We start from the raw sequence: 22,460 nt of genomic DNA on the forward strand, positions 1-22,460 counted from the left end.
CAGGTGCAGGGGATTTCTAGTATAATGGTATCCAAAGGGGGTAGGGGATACCGTGGCTGAGATGAACAAACAGGAAAAAACCAGATATAAGCTGGCAGCCTCCATGAAGGAATGCATGAAGTCAGCTCCCGTGGATAAGATTACGGTCAAGGAGATTGTGGAGGGCTGCGGCGTTACCCGGCAGACATTTTACAGGAATTTCCTGGATAAATATGACCTGATAAACTGGTATTTTGATAAGCTGGTGCTTCAGTCCTTTGAACAGATAGGGATGGGGCACACGGTGGGCGAAAGCCTGACACAGAAGTTTGAATTCATAGTCAATGAAAAGGTGTTTTTCACGGAAGCGTTCCGCTCAGACGACAGGAATTCATTAAAAGAGCACGATTTTGAACTGATTCTCCAGTTCTATACAGACCTCCTGGCGAGGAAGGACAGCAGGGCGCTGGACCAGGAGCTGCATTTCCTTTTGGAAATGTACTGCCAGGGTTCGGTTTACATGACGGTAAAATGGGTCCTGGGAGGCATGAAGGATTCTCCCCGGGCCATGTCCGCCAAACTGGTGGATGCCATGCCGCCCAAGCTGGCAAATGTGTTTGACCGTTTAAAACTGCTGTGATTTTGGCGCGTGCCGGAATCATGGAAAAAGCGTAAACCGGTCAATGAAGCAGACTGGTAATAGTACACAATGAAAATAGTAAAGCTGCACAAAAACAGAGAAAAAGTGACAGACAGAGATGTTTGTCACTTTTATTTTTCCACTGCCGTTGTTATAATATTAACAAATGAAACAGGCAATTGCGGCGGAACATTCCGGACGCATTTTATAAGAGAAGGAGAGGTAAATCATGGCAAACAGAATTGTATTAAATGAGACATCCTATCACGGCGCAGGCGCAATCGCAGAGATTGCCAATGAGGCAAAGGCAAGAGGATTCAAGAAGGCATTTGTCTGCTCTGACCCGGACCTGATTAAGTTTAACGTAACCAGCAAGGTGACAAAGGTATTGGAGGACGCAGGCCTTGCCTATGAGATTTATTCCAATATCAAACCCAATCCCACCATTGAGAACGTACAGACAGGCGTTGCTGCATTTAAGGCTTCTGGGGCTGATTATATCATTGCCATCGGCGGAGGCTCCTCCATGGATACATCCAAGGCCATCGGCGTCATCATTACCAACCCTGAATTCGAGGATGTGAGAAGCCTGGAGGGCGTTGCACCTACCAAGAACCCATGTGTTCCAATCATTGCAGTTCCAACCACAGCCGGAACCGCGGCAGAGGTTACTATCAACTACGTAATCACGGATGTTGAGAAAAAGCGTAAATTCGTATGTGTGGATACACATGATATCCCTGTTGTTGCGGTGGTGGATCCGGAAATGATGTCCTCCATGCCAAAGGGACTGACCGCGGCAACCGGAATGGATGCGCTGACCCACGCAATCGAGGGCTACACTACCAAGGGAGCCTGGGAAATGACGGATATGTTCAATTTAAAGGCAATTGAGGTCATTGCCCGCAGCCTGCGCGATGCTGTAGAGAACAAGCCTGAGGGCAGGGAAGGTATGGCCCTTGGACAGTACCTTACCGGCATGGGATTTTCCAACTGTGGTCTGGGAATCGTCCATTCCATGGCCCATGGACTGGGGGCATTATATGATACTCCTCATGGCGTTGCCAATGCAATCATCCTTCCGACTGTCATGGAATACAATGCGCCGTGCACAGGAACCAAGTTCAGGGATATTGCCATTGCAATGGGCGTTGAAGGCGTGGAGGACATGAGCCAGGACGAGTACCGCAAGGCAGCCGTGGATGCAGTGAAGAAGCTGTCCGCAGATGTGGGCATCCCTGCTGACTTAAAGGAAATCCTTAAGCCGGAGGATGTGGACTTCCTGTCCCAGTCAGCCATGGATGACGCATGCCGTCCGGGCAATCCAAAGGATCCGACCCTGGAGGATATCAAGAACCTGTATCTGTCACTGATGTAATACCCGGACAAGGACCGGGGATTTGGAAGTCCCATATGGGGATAAGTATCAGGATAACGGATAAGACAAGTTAGATGATAAAGCGGATATGTCGCCGGCAGGGCGCTGTATCCGCTTTATTTGGATATGCTGGTCCGGGAAGGATAAATTGTATTTAACCATGAAAAATGTACATGGCAACTTCCACGGCCATGTGATACAATCTATAAAACAATCTAAATATCTGGAGGCATATATGGCATTTAAAATTACAGTTTTAAACAAAGATAATGAGATGAAGGCGTCCATGGAGGGGGCCTCACAGGCAGTCCTGGCCTGGAAAGGGGAGTATGAGGAAGGGGACAGGATTGAATTTTGCCTGCCCGAGAAGAACCGTTTTTATATTGTGCGTGTAGACGATACAATGGATGAATCCTATATCTATGCAACGGAGGATGTATTGGCCTATGACATACCATTTGCAGAAAAAAAGACATCCTATAATCCGAAATCCTTTACAGGGGAACGCCATTACCTGACCATCCGGTATGCTGCTGACTATGAGATTAGAGCTTACAAAAACCTGGCAAAGAATGTGATGGACCAGCACGGGGAACATGGATATTATCCCCATGCCTATGCGAACGTGGAAACCAGGGGGGAAGCCGTGTTCGCTGCCCGCAACGCCATTGACGGCGTGACGGCTAACCTGTCCCATGGAAAATGGCCTTATGAGTCATGGGGAATCAACCAGCAGGATGATGCACAGATGACGCTGGACTTCGGACGTCCGGTGGATTTTGATAAGATCGTACTTTATACAAGGGCGGATTTCCCCCATGATAACTGGTGGGAAAGCGTGACCTTCACATTCTCCGACGGAACGGAGGAGACTGTCAGCCTGGAGAAGAGCGTGGAGCCGCATGTCATTCCCTTGAAGAGGCAGGGGATTTCCTGGCTTAGCTTTGGTCAGCTTATAAAGGCAGATGACCCGTCACCGTTTCCGGCATTGACACAGATTGAGGTGTATGGGGTGGAGATGGGTGGCTGACGGATGGGGCGGTGAGTGCTGCGTCCGCGGAGCGGGCCAGGACGGGCCTTGTCCCAGTGGCGGGGCGGTCGCAGCCGGGTGGATTCCTCAGGGCGGCGGTGGCTGGGACGCTGGGTTCCGGAGGGGCAGCTTCTAAGGCCTGACAAGCTAAAAGACGGGGGAGCGGTGCTATTCGCTGGGAAATCCTGAAGGATTTTCTCAGCTCAGAGCACCTTGGATTCTTGCTTTGAGGCAAGAATCCACCCCCGTCTTTTAGCTTGCCAGAACCTAAGAAGCTGCTCCCTCCTGCACTATGCGTCCCAGCCACCGCCGCCCTGAGGAATCCATCCGGCTCCGCCCACCCCTCCTGGGACAAGGCCCGCCCTGGCCCGCTCCGCAGACTGGGGATTCCGGGCGCGATGTGTGTCAAACACGCATCTGGGAAGCAAAAATGGGTTTCTGGCGCTGATGGTTTCTTGATGGCGACATGTGTTGTGTGCTTTTGGGGCGGGCTTGACCAGTGATGGGTCAAGAGATAGGTAAGCCTGATTTTTGTATGGACTTTGACTTTGGCGTTCTTTGAGTTCTGGCTAGGTTAAGCTGGTCAGGTTTAAGCTGGTCAGGTTTAAACTGTTTCAGGTTAAATCAGATAAGGTTTTATCAGATAAGGTTCAGATGCTGTCAACTAACCAGGCCTGTCCTGGGGCTAGGTCTTTTGTGAAGATCCTTCCTTTGTCGCGGTCGTATTTGGCCTGATGGTATTTGAAGAGCATCTTGCCGTCCGGCATTGGGCCTAGTATTTCGATTTTTCCTGTTACATGGGACATGGCGTAGCGGATGCATTTGCCCTGGCCGTTTTGCAGGTACTTGGCGGCTTCTACGATTTCGTAGCCTTGCTTCAGGGGGAGCTGGAACTGGTTTTTAACTCCGGATACGGGGCGGCACTGGAAGATGTAATAGGGAATCACGCCGCAGCGTGTCAGGTCTTTTAACAGAAGCCCCAGGGTCTGGCTGTTGTCGTTTACTCCCTTTAGCAGGACGGTCTGGTTTTTGACAACGATTCCTGAGTCCAGCAGGGCCTTTATGGCTTTTCTGGCTTCATGGGTTATTTCATTTGGATGGTTAAACTGGGTAACCACATAGATCTGCTTTTTCTGTGTATAGGTTTTGAGAAGAGCCAGAAGTTCAGGGTCATCATAGATTCTCATGGGAAGGACCACAGGGGTGCGGGTGCCGAACCGTATCAGGTCCAGGTGGGGGATGGAACTGAATTGTTCCAGATACCGTCTGATGACCTGATTGCTGTTTAGGAATGCATCGCCGCCGGATATGAGGATGTTGCTGATCTCGCTGTGCTGGCTTACATAGGAAGCCATTTCCTCTATGTTGTCAGCGGTTTCATCATCGGAGATGCCTACCAGACGTTTCCGGAAACAATGCCTGCAGTACATGGCGCAGCGGTGGGTGGAAAGTATGAGCGCTGTCTGGCTGTATTTGTGCTGTAAGCCGGATATGACCGTGTTGTCCGCTTCCCCGCTGGTATCAAAGTCCCCGCTTAAGTCTGTTTCCTCAATGGATGGTATGCACATCCGGAACACCGGGTCTGTAAATGGGTTGTCCCAGTTGATTAGGGACAGGTAGTACCGCGTGACCGTCATGGGGAACTGGCTGAGTATCCTGTCAAGATGTTCTACCTGGGAATCCGTCAGGTCCATGTACTCCCTCAGTTCACTGGCTTTTGTAATATTGGTTCTCACTTCTTCTTTCCAATTCATGTAATCATCCCCTTCATTATTTAGTTCACATAAAATTATAACAGATGGAGAAACACCGTCCTATGAATAAAATATAAAGAAAGTATAAACTTTTATAAAAAAGTATAAAGTGATTTGGATTTCATTTCCATTCATGGTAATGGAAAGCGCCACACACAGCCTGGATGGCTGCATGTGGCGCTTAAAAAGGGGATATATAGCTTTACAGCAGGACAATACCGTTACCGGCACCAATCCGGTCTGCTCCGGCTTCCACCAGTTCTTTTGCAAATTCCGGTGTGCGGATGCCGCCGCTGGCCTTTACCTGGAGTCTGTCGCCTACTGTCCTGCACATGAGTCTTATGTCCTCGAGGGTGGCTCCTCCAGTGGAAAATCCGGTGGAGGTCTTTACGAAGGCAGCGCCTGCTTCCTCGGACAGCTGGCAGGCCTTTACCTTCTCCTCGTCTGTCAGAAGGCATGTCTCTATGATTACTTTTACGATGGCGGGCTTGGACGCCTCAACCACTGCCTTGATGTCATCCCTTACAAAATCCCAGTTCTTATCTTTGACAGCGCCGATATTGATGACCATGTCGACTTCATGGGCGCCGGCCTTCACGGATTGCGCGGCCTCGTATGCCTTGGCCGTGGTGAGCATGGCTCCCAGGGGGAAACCTACCACACAGCAGGTCTTGACATCGGAACCCTTTAACAGGGACGATACCAAGGGAACATGACAGCTGTTGACGCATACGGAGGCAAAGCCGTGTTCCCGGGCTTCCCCGCAGTAGCGTGTGATGGTTTCGGTCGTGGCGTCAGCCTTCAGCATGGTGTGGTCAATCATTTTTGCAATTTCCATTATTTTCTCTCCTTTTTTTACAGCAGAGCCGATTTTTGATATTAAAAGCATAGCACAAACCATAAATATTTTCAAGTGAAATCGGTTACACGAATTATGAAATGAAAAGCAGTAAAATATGATGTGATAATTGCACAAAATAGTGTAAATAATTTTGAAAAATGATGTAATTTGCACAATAAAAATATAAATTAATGTTGACAAGGGGGAGAAAATATGCTATTTTAAAATTGTAATGATGAAAGCGGTTTCAAAAAAGATTGGATGTATGGGAAGAGTGTATGAACATATATGATATTGCCAAAGAGGCAGGCGTTTCCCCGGCCACCGTTTCCAGGGTCCTGAACAACCACAGGAACGTGAAGGAGGAGACAAGGAATAAGATATTGGAAGTCATCAAGGGTAAGAATTACTCCCCCAACATGGTGGCGCGCAACCTGAGCGTGGGGATATCCAGGAACATCGCGTTTATGGTCCCGGATATTGAGAATCCGTTTTTCAGCAAGATTCTTCATGGGATATCCGACAAGGCCATGGATAATGATTACAACGTGTTCATGTTCGGTACGGCGGAGAATACGCAGCGGGAACACAAGATACTGGATTCCCTGAAGATTGAGATGATAAAGGGCCTGATCATAATCCCTGTGTCGGAGTGCGACCAGGAGACTGCTTTAAGGCTGGAAGAGTTTGAGGCCCAGGGGGTTCCGGTGGTGCTCATTGACCGGGATATCAGGAACGGAAGGTTTGACGGGGTGTTTTCCGAGGACGCGGAGGGCGCTGCCGGGGCAGTGGAGTGCCTGATACAGGAAGGCCACAGGAAGATAGCCATCATCACAGGCCCAAGCACCTCCAGGCCGGGCCATGAGCGCCTGAAGGGATATAAGAAAGCGCTGGAGAATCACGGGATACCTGTCAACAAGGATTACATCATATGCGGCAACTTCATGGAAGAGGATTCTTACAAGGCCATGATGAAGCTTCTGGACATGGATGACCCGCCCACGGCAGTATTTTCATCGAATAACATGACCACCCTGGGATGCTTAAGATGCCTGAAGGAACGCCGCCTTAAGCTGGGCAGGGACATATCGGTGGTGGGATTTGACGACATCAAGGAACTGGAATACACGGACACACATCTGACTGCCGTTACAAGACCCGTCTATGAGATGGGATGCGAGGCCATGAGGATTCTGGAGAGAAGGTTCCAGGACGGAGAGGAGATGATGGGGGAAAAGCTGATTATACAGAGGAATCTGGTAAAGACGGGCCTGATTAAGCGCGGCTCAGAAAAACATAAAGAATTTCAGGAGGAGAAACAGGATGAGTAAGGTTGCTGTATTTGGCAGTTTTGTAGTTGACCTGATGGCGAGAAGCCCGCACCTTCCGGTACCGGGGGAGACGGTGAAGGGTTCCATGTTCAAGATGGGGCCAGGGGGAAAGGGATTTAACCAGTGCGTTGCCGCACACAAGGCAGGGGCAGATGTGATCATGATGACAAAGCTTGGAAGGGACAGCTTTGCCAATGTTGCACTTGATACCATGACAGAACTGGGGATGGACAAGGACCACATCTTTTTCTCAGATGACAAGGAGACAGGAATTGCCCTGATCCTGGTGGACGAGAACACCAGCCAGAATGAGATCATCATTGTACCGGGCGCCTGCAATACCATTACCAGGGAGGAGATTGACAGTATTGAATCCATTATTAAGGAATCCGAGTATGTCCTCCTTCAATTGGAAGTGAACCAGGATGCCAATGAGATGGTGGTGGACATGGCGGCCCGCTATGGATGTAAGGTGATTGTGAACACGGCGCCGTATTCCGCCATAACGGATGAGTTCCTGTCCAAGGTTTACATGGTGACGCCCAACGAGGTGGAGGCAGAGGAACTGACCGGTATCCCGGTATCGGATTTGGAGTCCGCCAGGAAGGCGGCAGGGTTCTTCTATGACAAGGGTGTGAAGAAGGTCATCATAACCCTTGGATCAAGGGGGGTATTTGTTTCATCGGACGGCAGGGAAGAGATTGTGCCCGCATTTAAGGTGGATGCCGTTGATACTACCGGGGCAGGGGACGCCTTTAACGGAGGCCTCCTGGCAGCCCTTGCGGAGGGGAAGGATATATGGGAAGCAGTGCGGTTTGCCAATGGACTTGCTGCGTTGTCGGTCCAGAAGCTGGGGACCACCCCGTCCATGCCGGTGCGTGAGGACATAGATGCATTTTTAGAGAGAAACTAAGCGCCTGGGGAACAGACGCTGAGTGACAGAATGAGGAGGAAATGAATATGTTAAAAGGTATACCTACAAGAATCAGTTCAGACCTGTTAAAAGCCCTGGCCGACATGGGCCATGGGGATTTACTCATCATCGCGGATGATTTTTATCCGCCCATCACCAAGACCCCGGGCGGGGTCAGCATACAGGCCAAGGGCAACAGCGCCGCGGATATGATTGAGGACATCTTAAAGCTGATGCCTCTGGATGTGGATTACTGCGAATATCCGGTGGAATACATGATTCCTGACAAGGACTCCGGCATTTCCATGGACAGGCCAAAGGTGTGGGACGATGCAATTGATGCAGTGGTTAAGAACGGGTATGCGCCGAAGATTGTGGGGGAGATTGAGCGCAGTAAGTTTTATGAGAAGGCCGGCCGGGCTTATGTGACCGTGTGCACCAGCGAACGCCAGCCTTACGGATGCTTTATCTTGCAGAAGGGTGTCATGTAATGTAACCAATGATTGTTGGGGAACAGTCGTTTATTTAGAGAAGGAGGATTAACTTATGAAGAAAGGTTTAGCAAAGAAAGCAACATCAGTCCTGCTGGCATCAGCCATGGTATTATCGCTGGCTGCATGCGGAGGCAAGAAGGCGGACGCACCGGCATCCACCGCTGCACCGGCTGCCCAGGACACCAAGGCAGAGGCTAAGGCGGAAGATACCAAGGCCCCGGAATCAGCAGAAGGCAAGACCTACAGCATCATTTATTTGACGCCGTCCACCGCGTCCCAGTTCTGGACCTATGTGGGCATTGGGATTGAGAACGCCATGAAGGACATGGAGGAGAAGGAAGGGGTTAAGATTGAATTCTCCACCGTGGGACCGGCTGAGGAAAGCCAGACAGAGGACTATGTAACTGCATTTGAACAGTGTATTGCCAAGAAACCGGACGCAATCGTCACAGCCACTCTTGCTATCGACGCAACGGTCCCGAAGGCAAAGGAAGCAACCCAGAACGGGATTGTGCTGAACTTTGTCAACTGCGGCCTTGGGGTTGGGGATGACGGCGCCCATGAGGAGGACTACAACCAGTTCTATTACTGCTCCAATGACACCATCGGGGAGATGGCTGCCCAGGCCTTTCTGGATGCAATGGATGCCAAGGGGATGGACAAGACCAAGGGAACCATCGGCATCAACATGAACGTTGAGAACGAGGCGTTGAACCACCGTATCCAGAGCTTCCGCGACTACATGGCAGCCAATGCCCCCGAACTTACCCTGACCGATACATATTACAACGGCAACGTGGTGGAGACATCACAGGCCAATGCTGAGAATATCATTTCCACCTTTGGTTCAGAACTGATCGGTATGTATTCCGGCAACAACATTACCGGCGACGGCGTGTGCCTGGCAGTACAGGCAGCCGGAATCGGCGACAAGATTGTTTCCGTTGCAGTTGACTCAGATGACACTGAGATTGCTGCTCTTGGAAATGGTTCCCTGGATGCAATCATTGTCCAGGATGCCTACGCACAGGGCTACAAGTGCATGGAGAATGCCATTCAGACGTTAATTAACGGGTCAAATCCAGAGTCCGCCAAACAGGTGAACTGTCCTCCTGTTGTCATCACAAGTGCCAACATGAATGATAAGGATATGCAGGATCTCCTTGATCCGACACGTCTCAAAAAGTAATCCATGGGTTTCAGTTACTGTTAAAAGGAGGCTGTTTTAGGACTGCCTCCTTTTTATAAAAGGGGATAAGTCAATGCAGGATACGATTTTAAAGATTGAACATATCAGTAAGTTTTATCCCGGCGTGACGGCACTGAATGATGTCAGCTTCGAGATAAAAAAAGGCGAGGTCCGTGCACTGGTAGGCGAGAACGGAGCCGGTGACCGTGTTATAATAAGACCAAGTTAGCAAGGAACCCAATGAAATCAAGGGTTTGCGGCTACTTTGGTCTTAATTTATTATACCACAATCGAACTGCTTTTTCATTAAAAATCCAGTGTCGTTTTCCAAAGAGTGGGATATTTTAAGGCTAGGGGTCGCAACCGGGTGGTTTGGGACCTGCTTATACTTAGTCCTATTCCAAATATCCTTTTCTTTTGCTTCGTCCGAAGTAAAAACTCTCTTTCGGGAGAACAGCGCTGTTAAAAATAAATGAATATAGAGGACTAAGTGAAGCAACTTTGTTAGCTGACCTTAGTCCTCTTATGCATTTTAGGAGGAAAAGGGTATGCAGATACTATTTATTGTGATTATTTTTTTGATAGTGTTGCCAATGGTCGTAAGTATTTCGTTGGCTGTGACAGCAAAGAAATCAGACGAAAGATTACGCACCATCTGTACTTCTCTTGAAAAGAAGGGCAGGTGAGCGTGATGCGAGAGTATACGACAGGAAATCGAATCGTAGATGCAAGTGCCGAAATCAGTATTACCGGCAACATTACACCACAAGCATGGTATAAGACGATTGTTAAAGAGACGGGAAAACCGCATTTGGCTGCAATCGTTATATTATCAGATATTGTCTATTGGTATCGTCCTACTGAATTGAGGGACGAAAGCACTGGACAGATCATTGCAATTCGTAAAAAATTTAAAGCTGATTTACTCCAGAGAAGTTATCAACAGATTGCGGAACAGTTTGGATTGAGTAAAAAAGAAGCTACTAATGCAATCATCTTTTTGGAGAAATTAGGCGTAATAAAAAGAGTATTCAGGACAATAAACTTGAATGGACTTGTTGTAAATAATGTACTGTATATTGAGTTGATTGTTGAGAAATTGAAAGAATTAACGTATCCGCACTGTTATGATGCCCCTATCCCTTCTATGGGAGACAGGGGGGAAGACATTGTAGAGGAAATCGTTGAAGGACAGTGCTTTACTGTGAATAATAGTGAGATGGCAGTCATTGGTGAGGGAGCTGTCTCCCCAAAAAGAGAGAGGGTATCACCCAAAAAAGAGATACCTGCCACGCCGCAAAATAGCAGGTGCCACTTTTCAGAAGGTACAGCACTATCTGGTAACAGGCAGACAAATACAGATATTAACACAGATATTTCAACGACAGATTATACCAATCCAGTCCAGTCCTATCAAAAAACGTTACAGGCATTTAGAGAAAAGATTGGATACGATGCGTTATGTATTGATCGTCCCTTTGATATTGATCGTCTGGATGAAATTGTGGGAATTGCAGTTGACGTACTGACTTCAACGAAGGATACGATTCGTATTAACCAGGAAGAAAAACCAACAGCCATTGTTAAATCGGTGTTTTGGAAATTAGATATGTTTAGAATACAGTTTATTTTAAATAACCTGTCAGAGACGAAAACAAAAATCAGGAATATGCGTGCAGTGTTGCTAACCGCCTTATATAATGCGACATTCACATTAAGTAATTCCGTTATGAATCAAGTGGTGATGAATGGTGACATCTCCCCTCAATATGCATGAGCAAAGGGGGTGATGAGCAGTTACTAGGGTTAGACAATTACGCATAGAGAAGAATTTGACACAGTGGGAATTGGCGGACAAGCTGGATATCAGTCTCCGCACATATCAGAGAATTGAATACGGGCAACAAAAGCCGTCCTACAAAGTCATTTTAGTCTTGCAAAAGATATTTAACGAGAATATTGAATCTATCCTGCAGGAATTATAACTGCCAAATAAGAAGTGGAGGAAAATATGTTTGATATTAACAAGCTGGAGGTAATGGACATAGTATTTGCCGATGAAGCACATGAGCGTTTCTTTTATGAAAAGGTGCGGGAACTTCCAAATTCACGCAGGGACAGTGAAGAAATTGCTATGATATATACTCTTGGTATCTGTGACAAGACAAGGGCAGCTTTTTCAAATATTGTGGATCAAAGAACTTTTCAGGTGAATCCGTTGGTTTTATTCGCTGGGTGGCAGACATCTGCTTCTGTGAAGGTAACACGGCTGGCGATTAACCTCTATACTGGATTTTCGCAGGAAGTAAAACGGGACGATTCAATAGAAGGATATCATATAGGGGAAGACAGTTCAGATTATGCTGTTGAAGAAATCTTTGATTGCCCATATGCAAAATATTTTCTGGAAGCCGTTAAACTGCGTTATGACATATAGAGGAGGTAGAAACGATGAAAATGTATAAGATTGACCAAATCATGGAGTTATTACAGTTAGGAAAAGAATCAGAAGATTGCTATGTGGGTTTTGAGAATAATGACAAGGGAAATCTTGTTATTATATTAAAGCAACATGAACCAGATTGGGAAGATGATGAGGGTTTCGGAGAAGCGGTTGAAGAAGTCGAACTTTTGGAACATTCTGGAGAATATTAAACATAAGGAGGAGACAGTCATTATGGATAGAGAAATACTTGGAATCGACCATGGTAACAGACAGATGAAAACGGCGAATACCGCATTTTTGTCTACAGTAACACAGAATAAGGTGAAGCCCAGTAATCTAAATCAGATTTTGGAGTTTAAAGGTAAGTATTACTCAATCGGTGGCAGTAGGGAAGATGTGGATACAAAAGTTGATAAAACAGTGGACGATGATTACTACATTCTCACATTGGCATCACTTGCCGCTGAATTGAAAGCCAGAGGAAAGAATCAGGCGGCGGTCAGGCTGGCTACAGGATTACCACCGAGGTGGTATGAATCGCAAATGAAAGCATTCAGGAAATACTTGGGCAGGGAAAGGGAGTTATCTTTTCGTTATCAGGGAGAAGGGTTCAATGTCTTTCTGGAAGGCGTGAGCGTATATATGCAGGGGTTTGCAGCAATCACAGATATATTGGCAGAGACACAGGGAAAATCCTGCCTTCTGGTAGATATAGGAGGAGGAACCGTTGATGGAGTTCCAATAGAAAATATGCGACCCAGTGGAGCACAGCCTATTATAGATAATAATGGTACAATAAAGTGTATATCCAATGTAAATGAGGCATTAATGGCTGAGTTTGGGGAAAAAGCCAAACCATATATCATTGAAACGATAATGCGGACAGGTACATATGCGGGTGACGAAGCCTATCTTCGTGTAATCCGAAAGGCATTGAACCAATATACGGAATACATCTATAGCTTGATAAAAAAGCACGGATACAATCTGCATTTGGAAAAAATAATCTTTATGGGTGGAGGAGCCGCAATCATGCAGAATTTTGGTGATAACGAGGGTAAGGACGTAATCTGTATTCCGGATATACATGCAAATGCAAGAGGATATGAAGAAACTTTAAAGAGCATATGGAAGGCCAGGCAGAATATGGCCGGTTAAGGAGGCCATAAATGGACGATAAATATGTTACAACGCTTCGGCTTTATAAAAATAACCCGGTACATTTCCAGGCACTTACCTGTCTGGAAGAGTACAACCGGGAGCTGTTTACTTCTCAAAATGACTATATTGCCGAGGCGGTAATCTATTATTCAGAGTATCTGAAGCAGAAGGCTGAATATGAGAAATTGGAAAGTATCCTCTCAAACATAAGAGAGCAAGAGGAATACTTCCGTGAACTGACAAAACGTGCATTGGAAGACGTACTGAGATCAGTGCAGACGACTACTATTCCTGCAGTTACTGGAAGTGACACGAAAGCAAAAGAGGAACAGGAACCCCAAAGTGAGAGTGAACGATCAGCGGAGACGGCGAACCAGGCGACAGAAAAGGATTTTAATCTGCTTAATTTCTATAGTTCATTCACTGGATTTGAAGACGAAGGAGAAGATTGAATATGACCATATTATGTGCTATGATAAAATTTATAGGAAAATTATTACTTGGAATTGCGTATGCAATATTAAAAGTTGTATCATTTAGTGTCAAAGTGATAGGCTGTATGTTTTTATTTGTATTTCATATTTTCATGCTTTTAGTAGACATGGGAACCCCTTCCTAATAAGTCAAGGAGAGTACAATTATGGCTATTTGTAAAATTTGTGGCGGAGAAATGCTGGAACATGTGGGTTGTAAAATAGGGATATGCAATTGTAATGGAAAGAGTTACCCGCGTATCATTTTTGGTGCAGAGAAAAGGTTTGAGGATGTATTTGGCGAAGATGATATCTGCCCAGATTGTTTTGCGCCATTTGGGAGTTTTCACCATTTGGGCTGTGATATAGAGGAATGTCCGGTATGTGGAGAAGCAATTTATGGTGATTGCGAATGCCAGTTGATTCTTCCCGATTTAGCGGATATGGAAGAAATGTTAAAGTAATAGTGAATAATGAGTATCACTGTGGTAGGCTGATTCGTCAGCCTGCTTTTTTTTGCGCTTTTCTTGGTACTTATAATGAAAAATAAATGAAGCGGGGTAGTGTAAAGAACATGTCTGGATGCTTTACCAGGAGATTGTAGGGCGGTACTACACTCCGCAATAAAGGGAACCATTTCCAAAGATTAATAAGTTGACCAACCAATTGAAAAGAAGAGGAGGAATAGGAAGCGAATATAAGAGTTTTTACAAAAAAGTAAGAGGTAACGAAGGAGACAAATGCAAATACAGTGTACGACTGGATACGTATGGATGTGGCTGTCAGCACGATTGTGATTATTGTTATGCACGGTCACTTCTGTCTTTTCGTGGATTTTGGAACCCATCAGCGCCGAGCATCGCAGATATTGATAAGATTAAGAGGAAGATTCGGAAGATACCTCCGGGAACCATCCTGCGCATGGGTGGAATGACAGACTGCTTTCAGCCTTTTGAAGCGGAACATCATGTGACTTATGAGACAATCTGTGAAATGAACCGGTGTGGTGTTGGATATCTGATTGTAACAAAATCCCATTTGATCGCACAGCCCGAATATCTGGAAATTTTGGACAAGGATCTGGCCCATATACAAATCACGGTCACGACTTTAGATGATAACAAGGCTTTGACCTATGAAAAAGCAAGTATCCCATCAAAAAGAGTAGAGGCAATAAAAAAATTGCAATCTGCGGGATATGATGTGTCAATCCGGTTAAGCCCCTTGATTGAGGATTTCATGGACTTTGACAGCCTAAATTCATTAGGGATCAATCGCTGTGTTGTGGAATTTTTGCGTGTCAATAGCTGGATCAAGAGCTGGCTGCACGATGTTGATTTCAGTGGGTACAGGTTAAAACAAGGAGGATACTGCCACTTACCACTGGAAAAAAAGATGGAAATCATCAAGAAGATCAGGATACCGGAGATAACAGTTTGCGAAGATGTAACAGAACATTATGAGTATTGGAGAGATAACTTCAATCCAAATAAGGATGATTGCTGTAATCTGCGATTACATAACGGATGATGAAATAAAGAAGTGGAAATGAAAGTTCCTTTAAATATATGCTGACAGGCAGGAAGGGCGTGAAGATGAACCGGATTCGTGACGAACCTAAATCGTAAGGGAAATGACTTGAGTGGGTTACTGAACTTTAGCAGAAAAGGGGAAACCGTTGGATAAAAAAAGTTTTGAGTATGGTGGATATCATTTTTATCCATTAAGGACATTTGAGGATAAAGATGGCGATTTTATGGAACGCGCATGCAAACTGCGGGATGACCGGGAACTAGGGATGACATCCACTGATGAACCATGGAGAAAATATGCATATGATTATGAAGCTTTTTATAAAGCTGCCGGCGGCAAGAAATATGATATTTTTCTATGTGAAGAAAACCGCAGGCAGTACGTACCGTGCGGTCATGGCTTGCAGGAATTTGTTAATGCCCCGATCAAGAGTAAAAATAACAGGGCAGTCCGCTGAGAGTATGATGGCGCGGGTATTAAGAAAAACACATGGAATGGGCTGATCTTCAGTCCGTTTTTATTTTTGAAAATCAATTAAATTAGAAAACCAGTAGGAGGTATGTAAATGAAAACAAAGATGAGAAACTATCTGATCGCTAAGGTAATGAAGGTAAAAGCGGCTATTAACAACAATAAGGCGGAGGGGTTCGTTGATACGGCCATCAAAATTTTAATGGCTGTTGTGATTGGAGCGCTGCTTCTGGCAGGGCTGTATGCACTGTTTGGTGATACAGTGCTGCCAACATTAACACGGCGTATTACTGAAATGTTTAACTATGCTGGATAGAAAGGCAGTTCAAACAATTGTATTTTTGCTGTTGCTTTTGCTGGCATCTGTCACGGACTTAAAGAAGAGAATCGTGCCGGATCTGTTATGTATGCTAATTGCATTAACCGCCGCTATTTCTTTTCGTCCAGAACAGTTATGGGGGATTTTCAGCGCACTCCCATTTCTTCTTGCAGCAGTTTTTTGCGGAGGAATGGGGGGCGGTGATATCAAACTGATGGCAGCCGCAGGACTTGTCCTGGGACTTCCAGCAGGGATTTTTGCAACTATTTTGGGATTATTACTGGTACTTGCTTATTCTGTGTTTTTGAAAATATGTAAGAAAACCCAGGTTATCGCAGTGCCGTTAGTACCCTTTTTATCGGCTGGGTGTGCAGCGGGGTATTTGATTGGATAGGAGGATGGAATGAAAAGAAAAGCATTTTATTGTATTTGTGTAGCGGCTCCAATTACCTTTGTGGGTGCTGTCCTGGCATTTTACAGATGCCGGAGGAAAAAGAGATACTTAGTGAGGTAATCACGGCGGCAGGTATTCCCTGCCGCATTTAAAACGATAATTTTGATTTGATTGAAAGGAATGGATAATAAGTATGAAAATATTAAAAAGCCGTACCGTGCTTGGAGTAATATGCATTGTGGTATCACTGCTCATTTGCTTCGGAGTTACCCCTTTATTTAATAAAGAGGTCAGTAAAAAGGTAGAAATCGTGCGGGTGGTAAAGGATATAAAAATCGGGGATAAAATCACTGGCGATATGGTCAGGACTGTTGAGGTGGGAAGTTTAAATCTGCCGTCTGAAGTCATGAAAAATAAAGAAAATGTCATTGGGAAATATGCATCTGCAGATATGGCTCCAGGCGATTATATCATTAATAGCAAGGTCGCAGACGAACCGGCTGCGGAGAATGCCTACTTATATAATTTATCAGGAGAGAAACAGGCAATATCCGTGTCGGTCAAATCTTTTGCAACGGGGTTATCCGGAAAACTCAAATCTGGTGATATTGTATCTGTGATTGCACCGGACTACCAGAAGCAAGGCGAAACAGTGATTCCTCCCGAACTCAAATATGTCGAAGTTATTGCTGTAACTGCAGGCAGTGGCTACGATGCCAATACAGGAGAAGAAGACCCGGAGGAAAAGGAACTGCCCAGTACGGTGACACTCTTGGCAACACCGGAACAGAGCAGGATACTCGCCATGATGGAGAAGGACGGGAACCTGCACATATCTCTTGTATACAGGGGAACAAAAGAAAATGCAGCAAAGTTTATTACAGAGCAGGAACATGCTTTGCAGGAACTTTACCCGCCGGAAACGGAGGCGGCGGAAGCGGAAACTGGACAGCCCGAGGAACAGATAGAAGGGAGTGCAGAATAAATGCTGAACTTTAAAATCAAAAAGCGCGCAAATCAGCCTGAGAGCGAGGAAGTGCATGAGGTGGGAAAACATCAGGCCCAGATACTGGCTGTCTGGGGTAGCCCTGGATGCGGAAAGACTACGGTTTCTGTGAAGATTGCAAAACACTTAGCGGAAAAGAAGAAAAATGTAATTCTTGTGCTGTCCGATATGACTTTACCCATGATGCCTTGTATCTGTCCAATGGACGAGTTAGAAAACATATGGTCCCTTGGCAATGTACTGGCAGCGCCACATGTTACAAAAGGGCTTATAGAAGAAAACTGTATTGTCCACAAAAAAATAAAGTATCTGGCAATGCTTGGCATGTTAAGAGGGGAAAATGAATACAGCTATGCCCCCTATGAAGCGGAACAGGCTTTGGAATTTCTTACAGGGCTGCGGGAATTGTCCTCATACATTATTATTGACTGTAGCAGTTATATATCTAACGATATTTTATCGGCAGTTTCTCTAATGGAAGCAGATGCTGTTCTGCAGATAGTAAATTGCGACCTTAAATCTATCAGTTACCTGGCAAGTCAGTTACCGTTACTTCAGGAACCAAAATGGAGAATAGAGAGGCATTTAAAAACGATCAACAACATAAAGGGGCAGGAAGCCATTAACCATATGGAACAGGTGCTTGGAAAAGTAAGTTTTCAGATTCCGTCTGCATCCGAAGTTACGGAACAGGGGATGGCTGGGAATTTGTTGATTGGTCTGGAGGGGAAAAAAAGCCGTGGTTTTAAAAATGAAATAGATAAGATTGTTAAGGAGGTATATGGATGTTAGGGGAAAGAAAGACGCGAGGAGTATTTAATGAGGGAAAAAATTCAGAGTGGGGTTCGCGGATGCAGGAACTTATGCCAACACAGGCAGCCCCAGTGGAGCCGGTTGCAAGAGAGCCGGTAGAAGTGGTGAGTAAGAGTGCAGATGACCTCTTTTTTGCAGCCGTGGAGGGGAAAGATTTTGCAACGGTGCTACAGGAGGTACAGGAACACATTGCCAGCCGTTACAGCTCCCTTTTGACTGATGGAAATAATGATGATGTAAAAAGGCAGATGAAGCGTTACATTACTAAATATGTTCAGGAAAACCGGGTTGCAGTTCAGGGAATGTCAAATCAGGAACTTGTTGACAACCTATACACGGAAATGGCGGAGTTTTCTTTTCTAACAAAGTACATTTTTGGAGAGGGAGTGGAAGAAATAGACATTAATAGCTGGAAGGATATTGAGATCCAGTACAGCGGTGGTGGGACTGAAAAGTTGGAAGAACATTTTGACAGCCCTTCTCATGCTATTAATGTGATCCGCAGGATGCTCCATGTTTCAGGAACTATCCTTGATGATGCAAGTCCTGTGGTGACTGGAACACTGGCTAAAAATATCCGTATAGCGGTGTTAAAAACTCCAGTTGTAGATGAAGAGGTAGGTCTTGCCGCTTCAATCCGAATCGTAAATCCCCAGAGTATGAAAAAGGAGGATTTTATTTCTGGTGGAACTGCCACGGGAGAGATGTTAGACTTTTTGAGTGAATGTATTCGGTATGGAATTTCGGTGTGTGTTGCAGGTGCTACAAGTTCCGGAAAAACAACGGTGGCCGGCTGGTTGCTTACTACAATCCCTGACCGGAAAAGAATTTTTACTATTGAAAATGGTAGCCGTGAACTTGATCTAATAAGGGAGGAAAGTGGAAAAGTGTTAAATTCCGTTGTCCACACTCTTACAAGAGACAGTGAGAATGACCGGCAGCGAATTGACCAGATTGCCCTTTTGGATATTGCGCTTCGATTTAATCCTGATATTCTGGTGGTCGGAGAAATGAGAGGGGCGGAAGCAAACGCCGCCCAGGAAGCTGCAAGAACTGGTGTGGCGGTGGTTACAACCATCCATTCCAATTCGTGTGAGGCTACATACCGCCGTATGGTGTCCTTGTGTAAGCGTGCCGTGGATATGTCGGACGAGACATTGATGGGATATGTGACCGAAGCATACCCTATCATAGTCTTTTGTAAGCAGTTGGAAAACCGGCAGAGGGTAATCATGGAGATTATGGAATGCGAGATAAAGCCTGACGGTACACGGAGATATCGTCCACTGTATCAGTACGAGATCATGGAGAACCAGTTGGAAGGAGATTATTTTGTGGTTAATGGGAAACACAGGGTAATGAATTCCATTTCGGATGGGCTTTATAAGCGTTTGCTGGAGAATGGGATGCCAATGGAGACACTTAACCGGTTCCGTTCAAAGGGAGAGGGAGGAGAGGAATCTTGACAAGTATACAGCTTCTTGCATGCCTTGGTATGATAGTGGGTGGATTTCTTCTTTTGGGGATTCGACCAATAGAATTTACAGATGGACTGTTCGGCTTTCTGGCAAAAGAACCTGAGAATATTCGGAATGAAATCCATACAGTAACAAAAAGGAAAAAAGCAAGATTTCTGAAAAAGGCAATCATTGAGGCACAGCAGGTACTTAAAATGACGGGTAGGGAAAAGCAATTTTCGGTTATTTGTGCTGCCGCCCTGGTGTTGTTTGCTGTGGGGGCCTCGGTTGCCATCATGATTGGAAATTTTTTTCTGGCTCCGGTGATGGCTGTTGGATTTATGTTCTTCCCTTTTTGGTATGTAATTCTGTCAGCCAGTAATTACAAAAAAAATGTAGCCGCAGAGCTGGAGACAGCATTAAGCGTTATTACGACGGGCTATCTGCGGACGGAGGACATTCTAACTGCGATAGAGGAAAATATTCAGTATTTGAATCCGCCAGTCCAGAGGGTATTCCAGGATTTTATTGTGCGGATCAACTTAGTAAATCCGGATGTTCATGAAGCACTAAAGGAGTTGAGGGAGAAAATTGATAATGATGTATTCCGCGAATGGTGCGATGCCCTGTGTGATTGTCAGTATGATCGGAGTTTGAAGACAACATTGACACCAATCGTAACAAAATTAAGCGATATCCGTATCGTCAATGCTGAACTGGAATATTTGATTGTGGAGCCGAGGAAAGAATTTATCACGATGGCAATCTTTGTGATTGGTAATATCCCGCTGCTTTATTTTCTCAACAAGAGCTGGTATGACACTTTGATGCACACACCAATGGGACAGGTGATACTTGCCATTACTGCGGCAATCATCTTTGTCTCTACTGCGGTCGTTGTCAGGCTGACAAAACCGATAGAATACAGGAGGTAGGGAGATGTCAGTGTTATTACTGTTATTATTTGGAGGATTTCTCTTTCTGGGAATGTTCTTCCTGGCAGCGGATTTGTTAAAAATGCCATATATGAAGACAGAAAAGGCATTACTGGACAGGGGAAGAAATAGTAAAAAAGGGTCGGCGGCGTTAGATACGTTTTTACTGCAAGGAGCCATGAGATTGTCTCATGTAATCCGAATGGACGAATATCGGAAAAGCCGAATGAAAAATGTGCTGAAAGCAACAGGGATTAATATGACACCGGAAGTATATCAGGCGTATGCACTTACAAAAGCTGGTTTACTGATGGCTGGCATTATTCCGTGTTTGTTTCTTTTTCCGCTCCTAACACCTGTTATTGTGTTTCTTGCTGTCATGGTTTACTTTAAGGAAATTCAGCGCGCAGACGAGATGTTAAAGACGAAAAGAAAGTCAATTGAAGACGAACTGCCACGTTTTGTTGCTAATCTTGAACAGGAGCTGCAGAATAACCGTGATGTGCTTTCAATGGTAGAGAATTTTAGAAAAAATGCCGGTGCGGAATTTGGGGAGGAGCTAGGTGTACTTGTGGCAGACATGAGATCCTCCAGTTATGAGGCGGCACTTACTCGATTTGAAGCACGGTTAAACTCTCCAATGTTGTCTGATGTTGTCAGAGGACTGATTGGGGTTTTGCGTGGAGATAACAGCGTGGTATATTTCCAGATGCTTGCTCATGATTTTAAACAGCTTGAATTACAGAAATTAAAAAGTGAGGCCCAGAAAATACCGCCTAAAATCAGGGTTTTTTCGTTTCTCATGCTTATGTGCTTCTTATTGACTTACCTTGCGATTATCGTGTTTGAAATCATTAAGTCATTAGGAGGTATGTTCTAGCTCCAAATGAAAGGAGGTCAAGGAACTTGAAAAAAATATTAAAAACTAATCGTGGAGAGGGATATATAGACATATGCGTACTGGTATTGTGTGCCATGCTGGTGATTGCATTGGCGGTCAGCGTATTTCCGGTTTTTTTGGCTAAGAATCAGTTAGATACATTTGCTGTGGAATTGTGCCGTGAGGCTGAAATGAGTGGCAGAGTCGGAACTGAGACCACTAGGCGGGAACAGGTATTACGAGAAAGGACCGGACTAAATCCTAAAGTTGAGTGGTCAAAAAAGGGTAATATCCAACTAAATCAGGAGATTACTGTAAAATTGACGTTGCAGCGGGACCTTGGGTTATTTGGGAATTTTGGTTCCTTTCCAATTACCTTAAGGGCTAGTGCTACAGGAAAGAGTGAGGTATATCATAAATGAAGCGCCTGATTTGCTGTTTAAAAGATAGGCGTGGTTCCTCTTTCCCATTTGTGATTGCGGTTACATTGGTATTGATGTTAATAATGTGCGGATTTTTGGAGTTTTATCGGCTAAAGATCATAGCCAATGGCGTAAGGGACGCGGCACAGGAGGCTATCATGATAACTGTAAATGATAATTATGCAAACGTTTATCACGGTGTCAGGGAAGGATACAGTGGAGGATATCAGCCCAATAATGGAGGTTTTAAGTATAGTGTAGATAAAGGAAATGTGCTGTCAAAAATGGATAAAATCCTTGGAACAAAAGTTGAATCCGGGCGGCATGTAAAATATACAGGTGGGGTTCTGGAATATAGCATATCGGATTTAAGTGTTACTGCACGTAATGCGCCGCTTGCACCTGGAACACCGGAAAATGAACAGAGATTTGAAATTGATGCAATCGTAACATTAAAAGTACCGGTCCAGTTTGCGGGAAAACGTCTACCTGAAATGAAAATCAGGCTAAAAGTGCAGGCTGGATATATAGAAGTGTTTTAGAATTCAATAGACAGAATTGGAAAAATGTAGTATGTTTGATGCGACAGAATGTGAACCAG

General features: G+C 45.2%; 26 protein-coding genes and 2 pseudogenes. 26 read left to right on the forward strand and 2 right to left on the reverse strand.

What is annotated here, in order from left to right; all coding sequences use genetic code 11:
- Positions 1-52 precede the first annotated feature (52 nt).
- From MCJ35_RS00935 to MCJ35_RS00945, 3 genes are all read left to right on the forward strand, one after another.
- Complete coding sequence (locus MCJ35_RS00935) at positions 53-619, forward strand: TetR/AcrR family transcriptional regulator C-terminal domain-containing protein (RefSeq protein WP_008721549.1); 567 nt, start codon at positions 53-55, stop codon at positions 617-619.
- A 229-nt stretch (positions 620-848) separates the two neighbouring features.
- Positions 849-1,997 (forward strand): lactaldehyde reductase, encoded by a 1,149-nt coding sequence (fucO, locus tag MCJ35_RS00940; RefSeq protein ID WP_008721552.1) that lies wholly within the window; start codon positions 849-851, stop codon positions 1,995-1,997.
- A 235-nt stretch (positions 1,998-2,232) separates the two neighbouring features.
- Positions 2,233-3,027 (forward strand): hypothetical protein, encoded by a 795-nt coding sequence (locus MCJ35_RS00945; RefSeq protein WP_025483395.1) that lies wholly within the window; start codon positions 2,233-2,235, stop codon positions 3,025-3,027.
- 650 nt (positions 3,028-3,677) lie between these two features.
- Here the strand turns inward: MCJ35_RS00945 and MCJ35_RS00950 are convergent.
- Positions 3,678-4,781 carry a KamA family radical SAM protein gene (locus tag MCJ35_RS00950; protein ID WP_025483394.1) on the reverse strand — a complete coding sequence of 368 codons (1,104 nt, stop codon included), beginning with the start codon at positions 4,779-4,781 and terminating at the stop codon, positions 3,678-3,680.
- Between the two features lie 202 nt (positions 4,782-4,983).
- The gene (deoC, locus tag MCJ35_RS00955) at positions 4,984-5,619 is read right to left on the reverse strand and encodes a deoxyribose-phosphate aldolase (RefSeq protein WP_025483393.1); all 636 of its coding nucleotides are present in this window, start codon (positions 5,617-5,619) and stop codon (positions 4,984-4,986) included.
- 281 nt (positions 5,620-5,900) lie between these two features.
- Here deoC and MCJ35_RS00960 point away from each other — a divergent pair, with 281 nt between their 5' ends.
- The 23 genes and pseudogenes from MCJ35_RS00960 to MCJ35_RS01070 all read left to right on the forward strand — a co-directional run bounded on the left by MCJ35_RS00960 (position 5,901) and on the right by MCJ35_RS01070 (position 22,401).
- Complete coding sequence (locus tag MCJ35_RS00960) at positions 5,901-6,953, forward strand: LacI family DNA-binding transcriptional regulator (RefSeq protein ID WP_008721562.1); 1,053 nt, start codon at positions 5,901-5,903, stop codon at positions 6,951-6,953.
- Complete coding sequence (gene rbsK, locus MCJ35_RS00965; protein ID WP_008721563.1) at positions 6,946-7,866, forward strand: ribokinase; 921 nt, start codon at positions 6,946-6,948, stop codon at positions 7,864-7,866. The genes MCJ35_RS00960 and rbsK overlap by 8 nt, the downstream gene beginning before the upstream one ends.
- Positions 7,867-7,913: 47 nt before the next feature.
- On the forward strand, positions 7,914-8,357 hold the full coding sequence (locus MCJ35_RS00970; RefSeq protein ID WP_008721565.1) for an RbsD/FucU family protein: 444 nt from the start codon (positions 7,914-7,916) through the stop codon (positions 8,355-8,357).
- Between the two features lie 55 nt (positions 8,358-8,412).
- The gene (locus MCJ35_RS00975; protein WP_025483391.1) at positions 8,413-9,549 is read left to right on the forward strand and encodes a substrate-binding domain-containing protein; all 1,137 of its coding nucleotides are present in this window, start codon (positions 8,413-8,415) and stop codon (positions 9,547-9,549) included.
- 73 nt (positions 9,550-9,622) lie between these two features.
- A pseudogene (locus tag MCJ35_RS00980) lies at positions 9,623-9,769 on the forward strand (galactose ABC transporter ATP-binding protein); the annotation flags it as partial.
- Positions 9,770-10,240: 471 nt separating this feature from the next.
- Positions 10,241-11,326: a DUF6017 domain-containing protein gene (locus MCJ35_RS00985; RefSeq protein ID WP_006567846.1), complete on the forward strand. Its 1,086-nt coding sequence runs from the start codon at positions 10,241-10,243 to the stop codon at positions 11,324-11,326.
- Between the two features lie 37 nt (positions 11,327-11,363).
- Positions 11,364-11,534, forward strand: a pseudogene (locus tag MCJ35_RS00990) (helix-turn-helix transcriptional regulator); the annotation flags it as partial.
- A gap of 26 nt (positions 11,535-11,560) precedes the next feature.
- Positions 11,561-11,986 carry a DUF6075 family protein gene (locus MCJ35_RS00995; protein WP_180215615.1) on the forward strand — a complete coding sequence of 142 codons (426 nt, stop codon included), beginning with the start codon at positions 11,561-11,563 and terminating at the stop codon, positions 11,984-11,986.
- Between the two features lie 14 nt (positions 11,987-12,000).
- Positions 12,001-12,204 (forward strand): hypothetical protein, encoded by a 204-nt coding sequence (locus tag MCJ35_RS01000; protein ID WP_006567843.1) that lies wholly within the window; start codon positions 12,001-12,003, stop codon positions 12,202-12,204.
- 22 nt (positions 12,205-12,226) lie between these two features.
- The gene (locus MCJ35_RS01005; protein WP_006567842.1) at positions 12,227-13,153 is read left to right on the forward strand and encodes a ParM/StbA family protein; all 927 of its coding nucleotides are present in this window, start codon (positions 12,227-12,229) and stop codon (positions 13,151-13,153) included.
- A gap of 11 nt (positions 13,154-13,164) precedes the next feature.
- The gene (locus MCJ35_RS01010) at positions 13,165-13,608 is read left to right on the forward strand and encodes a hypothetical protein (RefSeq protein WP_006567841.1); all 444 of its coding nucleotides are present in this window, start codon (positions 13,165-13,167) and stop codon (positions 13,606-13,608) included.
- 188 nt (positions 13,609-13,796) lie between these two features.
- Positions 13,797-14,093: a hypothetical protein gene (locus tag MCJ35_RS01015; protein ID WP_006567839.1), complete on the forward strand. Its 297-nt coding sequence runs from the start codon at positions 13,797-13,799 to the stop codon at positions 14,091-14,093.
- Positions 14,094-14,295: 202 nt separating this feature from the next.
- Positions 14,296-15,159, forward strand: coding sequence for an SPL family radical SAM protein (locus MCJ35_RS01020; RefSeq protein ID WP_173794383.1), 864 nt, complete (start codon positions 14,296-14,298; stop codon positions 15,157-15,159).
- Positions 15,160-15,307: 148 nt separating this feature from the next.
- Positions 15,308-15,619: a hypothetical protein gene (locus MCJ35_RS01025; RefSeq protein WP_006567837.1), complete on the forward strand. Its 312-nt coding sequence runs from the start codon at positions 15,308-15,310 to the stop codon at positions 15,617-15,619.
- A 108-nt stretch (positions 15,620-15,727) separates the two neighbouring features.
- Positions 15,728-15,949, forward strand: coding sequence for a DUF6133 family protein (locus tag MCJ35_RS01030; RefSeq protein WP_006567836.1), 222 nt, complete (start codon positions 15,728-15,730; stop codon positions 15,947-15,949).
- The gene (locus MCJ35_RS01035; RefSeq protein WP_006567835.1) at positions 15,939-16,346 is read left to right on the forward strand and encodes a prepilin peptidase; all 408 of its coding nucleotides are present in this window, start codon (positions 15,939-15,941) and stop codon (positions 16,344-16,346) included. The genes MCJ35_RS01030 and MCJ35_RS01035 overlap by 11 nt, the downstream gene beginning before the upstream one ends.
- A 193-nt stretch (positions 16,347-16,539) precedes the next feature.
- Positions 16,540-17,331, forward strand: a complete 792-nt coding sequence (cpaB, locus tag MCJ35_RS01040) for a Flp pilus assembly protein CpaB (protein ID WP_006567834.1) — start codon at positions 16,540-16,542, stop codon at positions 17,329-17,331.
- Positions 17,332-18,144: an AAA family ATPase gene (locus MCJ35_RS01045; RefSeq protein ID WP_006567833.1), complete on the forward strand. Its 813-nt coding sequence runs from the start codon at positions 17,332-17,334 to the stop codon at positions 18,142-18,144.
- On the forward strand, positions 18,138-19,631 hold the full coding sequence (locus MCJ35_RS01050; protein WP_006567832.1) for an ATPase, T2SS/T4P/T4SS family: 1,494 nt from the start codon (positions 18,138-18,140) through the stop codon (positions 19,629-19,631). Before MCJ35_RS01045 ends, MCJ35_RS01050 begins: the two co-directional genes overlap by 7 nt.
- Complete coding sequence (locus MCJ35_RS01055; RefSeq protein WP_008724712.1) at positions 19,628-20,557, forward strand: type II secretion system F family protein; 930 nt, start codon at positions 19,628-19,630, stop codon at positions 20,555-20,557. The genes MCJ35_RS01050 and MCJ35_RS01055 overlap by 4 nt, the downstream gene beginning before the upstream one ends.
- A 4-nt stretch (positions 20,558-20,561) precedes the next feature.
- Positions 20,562-21,437, forward strand: coding sequence for a hypothetical protein (locus tag MCJ35_RS01060; protein WP_006567830.1), 876 nt, complete (start codon positions 20,562-20,564; stop codon positions 21,435-21,437).
- A gap of 26 nt (positions 21,438-21,463) precedes the next feature.
- Positions 21,464-21,859 carry a DUF4320 family protein gene (locus tag MCJ35_RS01065; RefSeq protein ID WP_008724714.1) on the forward strand — a complete coding sequence of 132 codons (396 nt, stop codon included), beginning with the start codon at positions 21,464-21,466 and terminating at the stop codon, positions 21,857-21,859.
- Positions 21,860-22,017: 158 nt separating this feature from the next.
- Complete coding sequence (locus MCJ35_RS01070) at positions 22,018-22,401, forward strand: hypothetical protein (protein WP_330367881.1); 384 nt, start codon at positions 22,018-22,020, stop codon at positions 22,399-22,401.
- Positions 22,402-22,460: the final 59 nt, after the last annotated feature.

The organism is Enterocloster sp. OA13, from assembly GCF_022440595.1.
Classification (GTDB): Bacteria; Bacillota; Clostridia; order Lachnospirales; family Lachnospiraceae; genus Enterocloster; species Enterocloster hominis.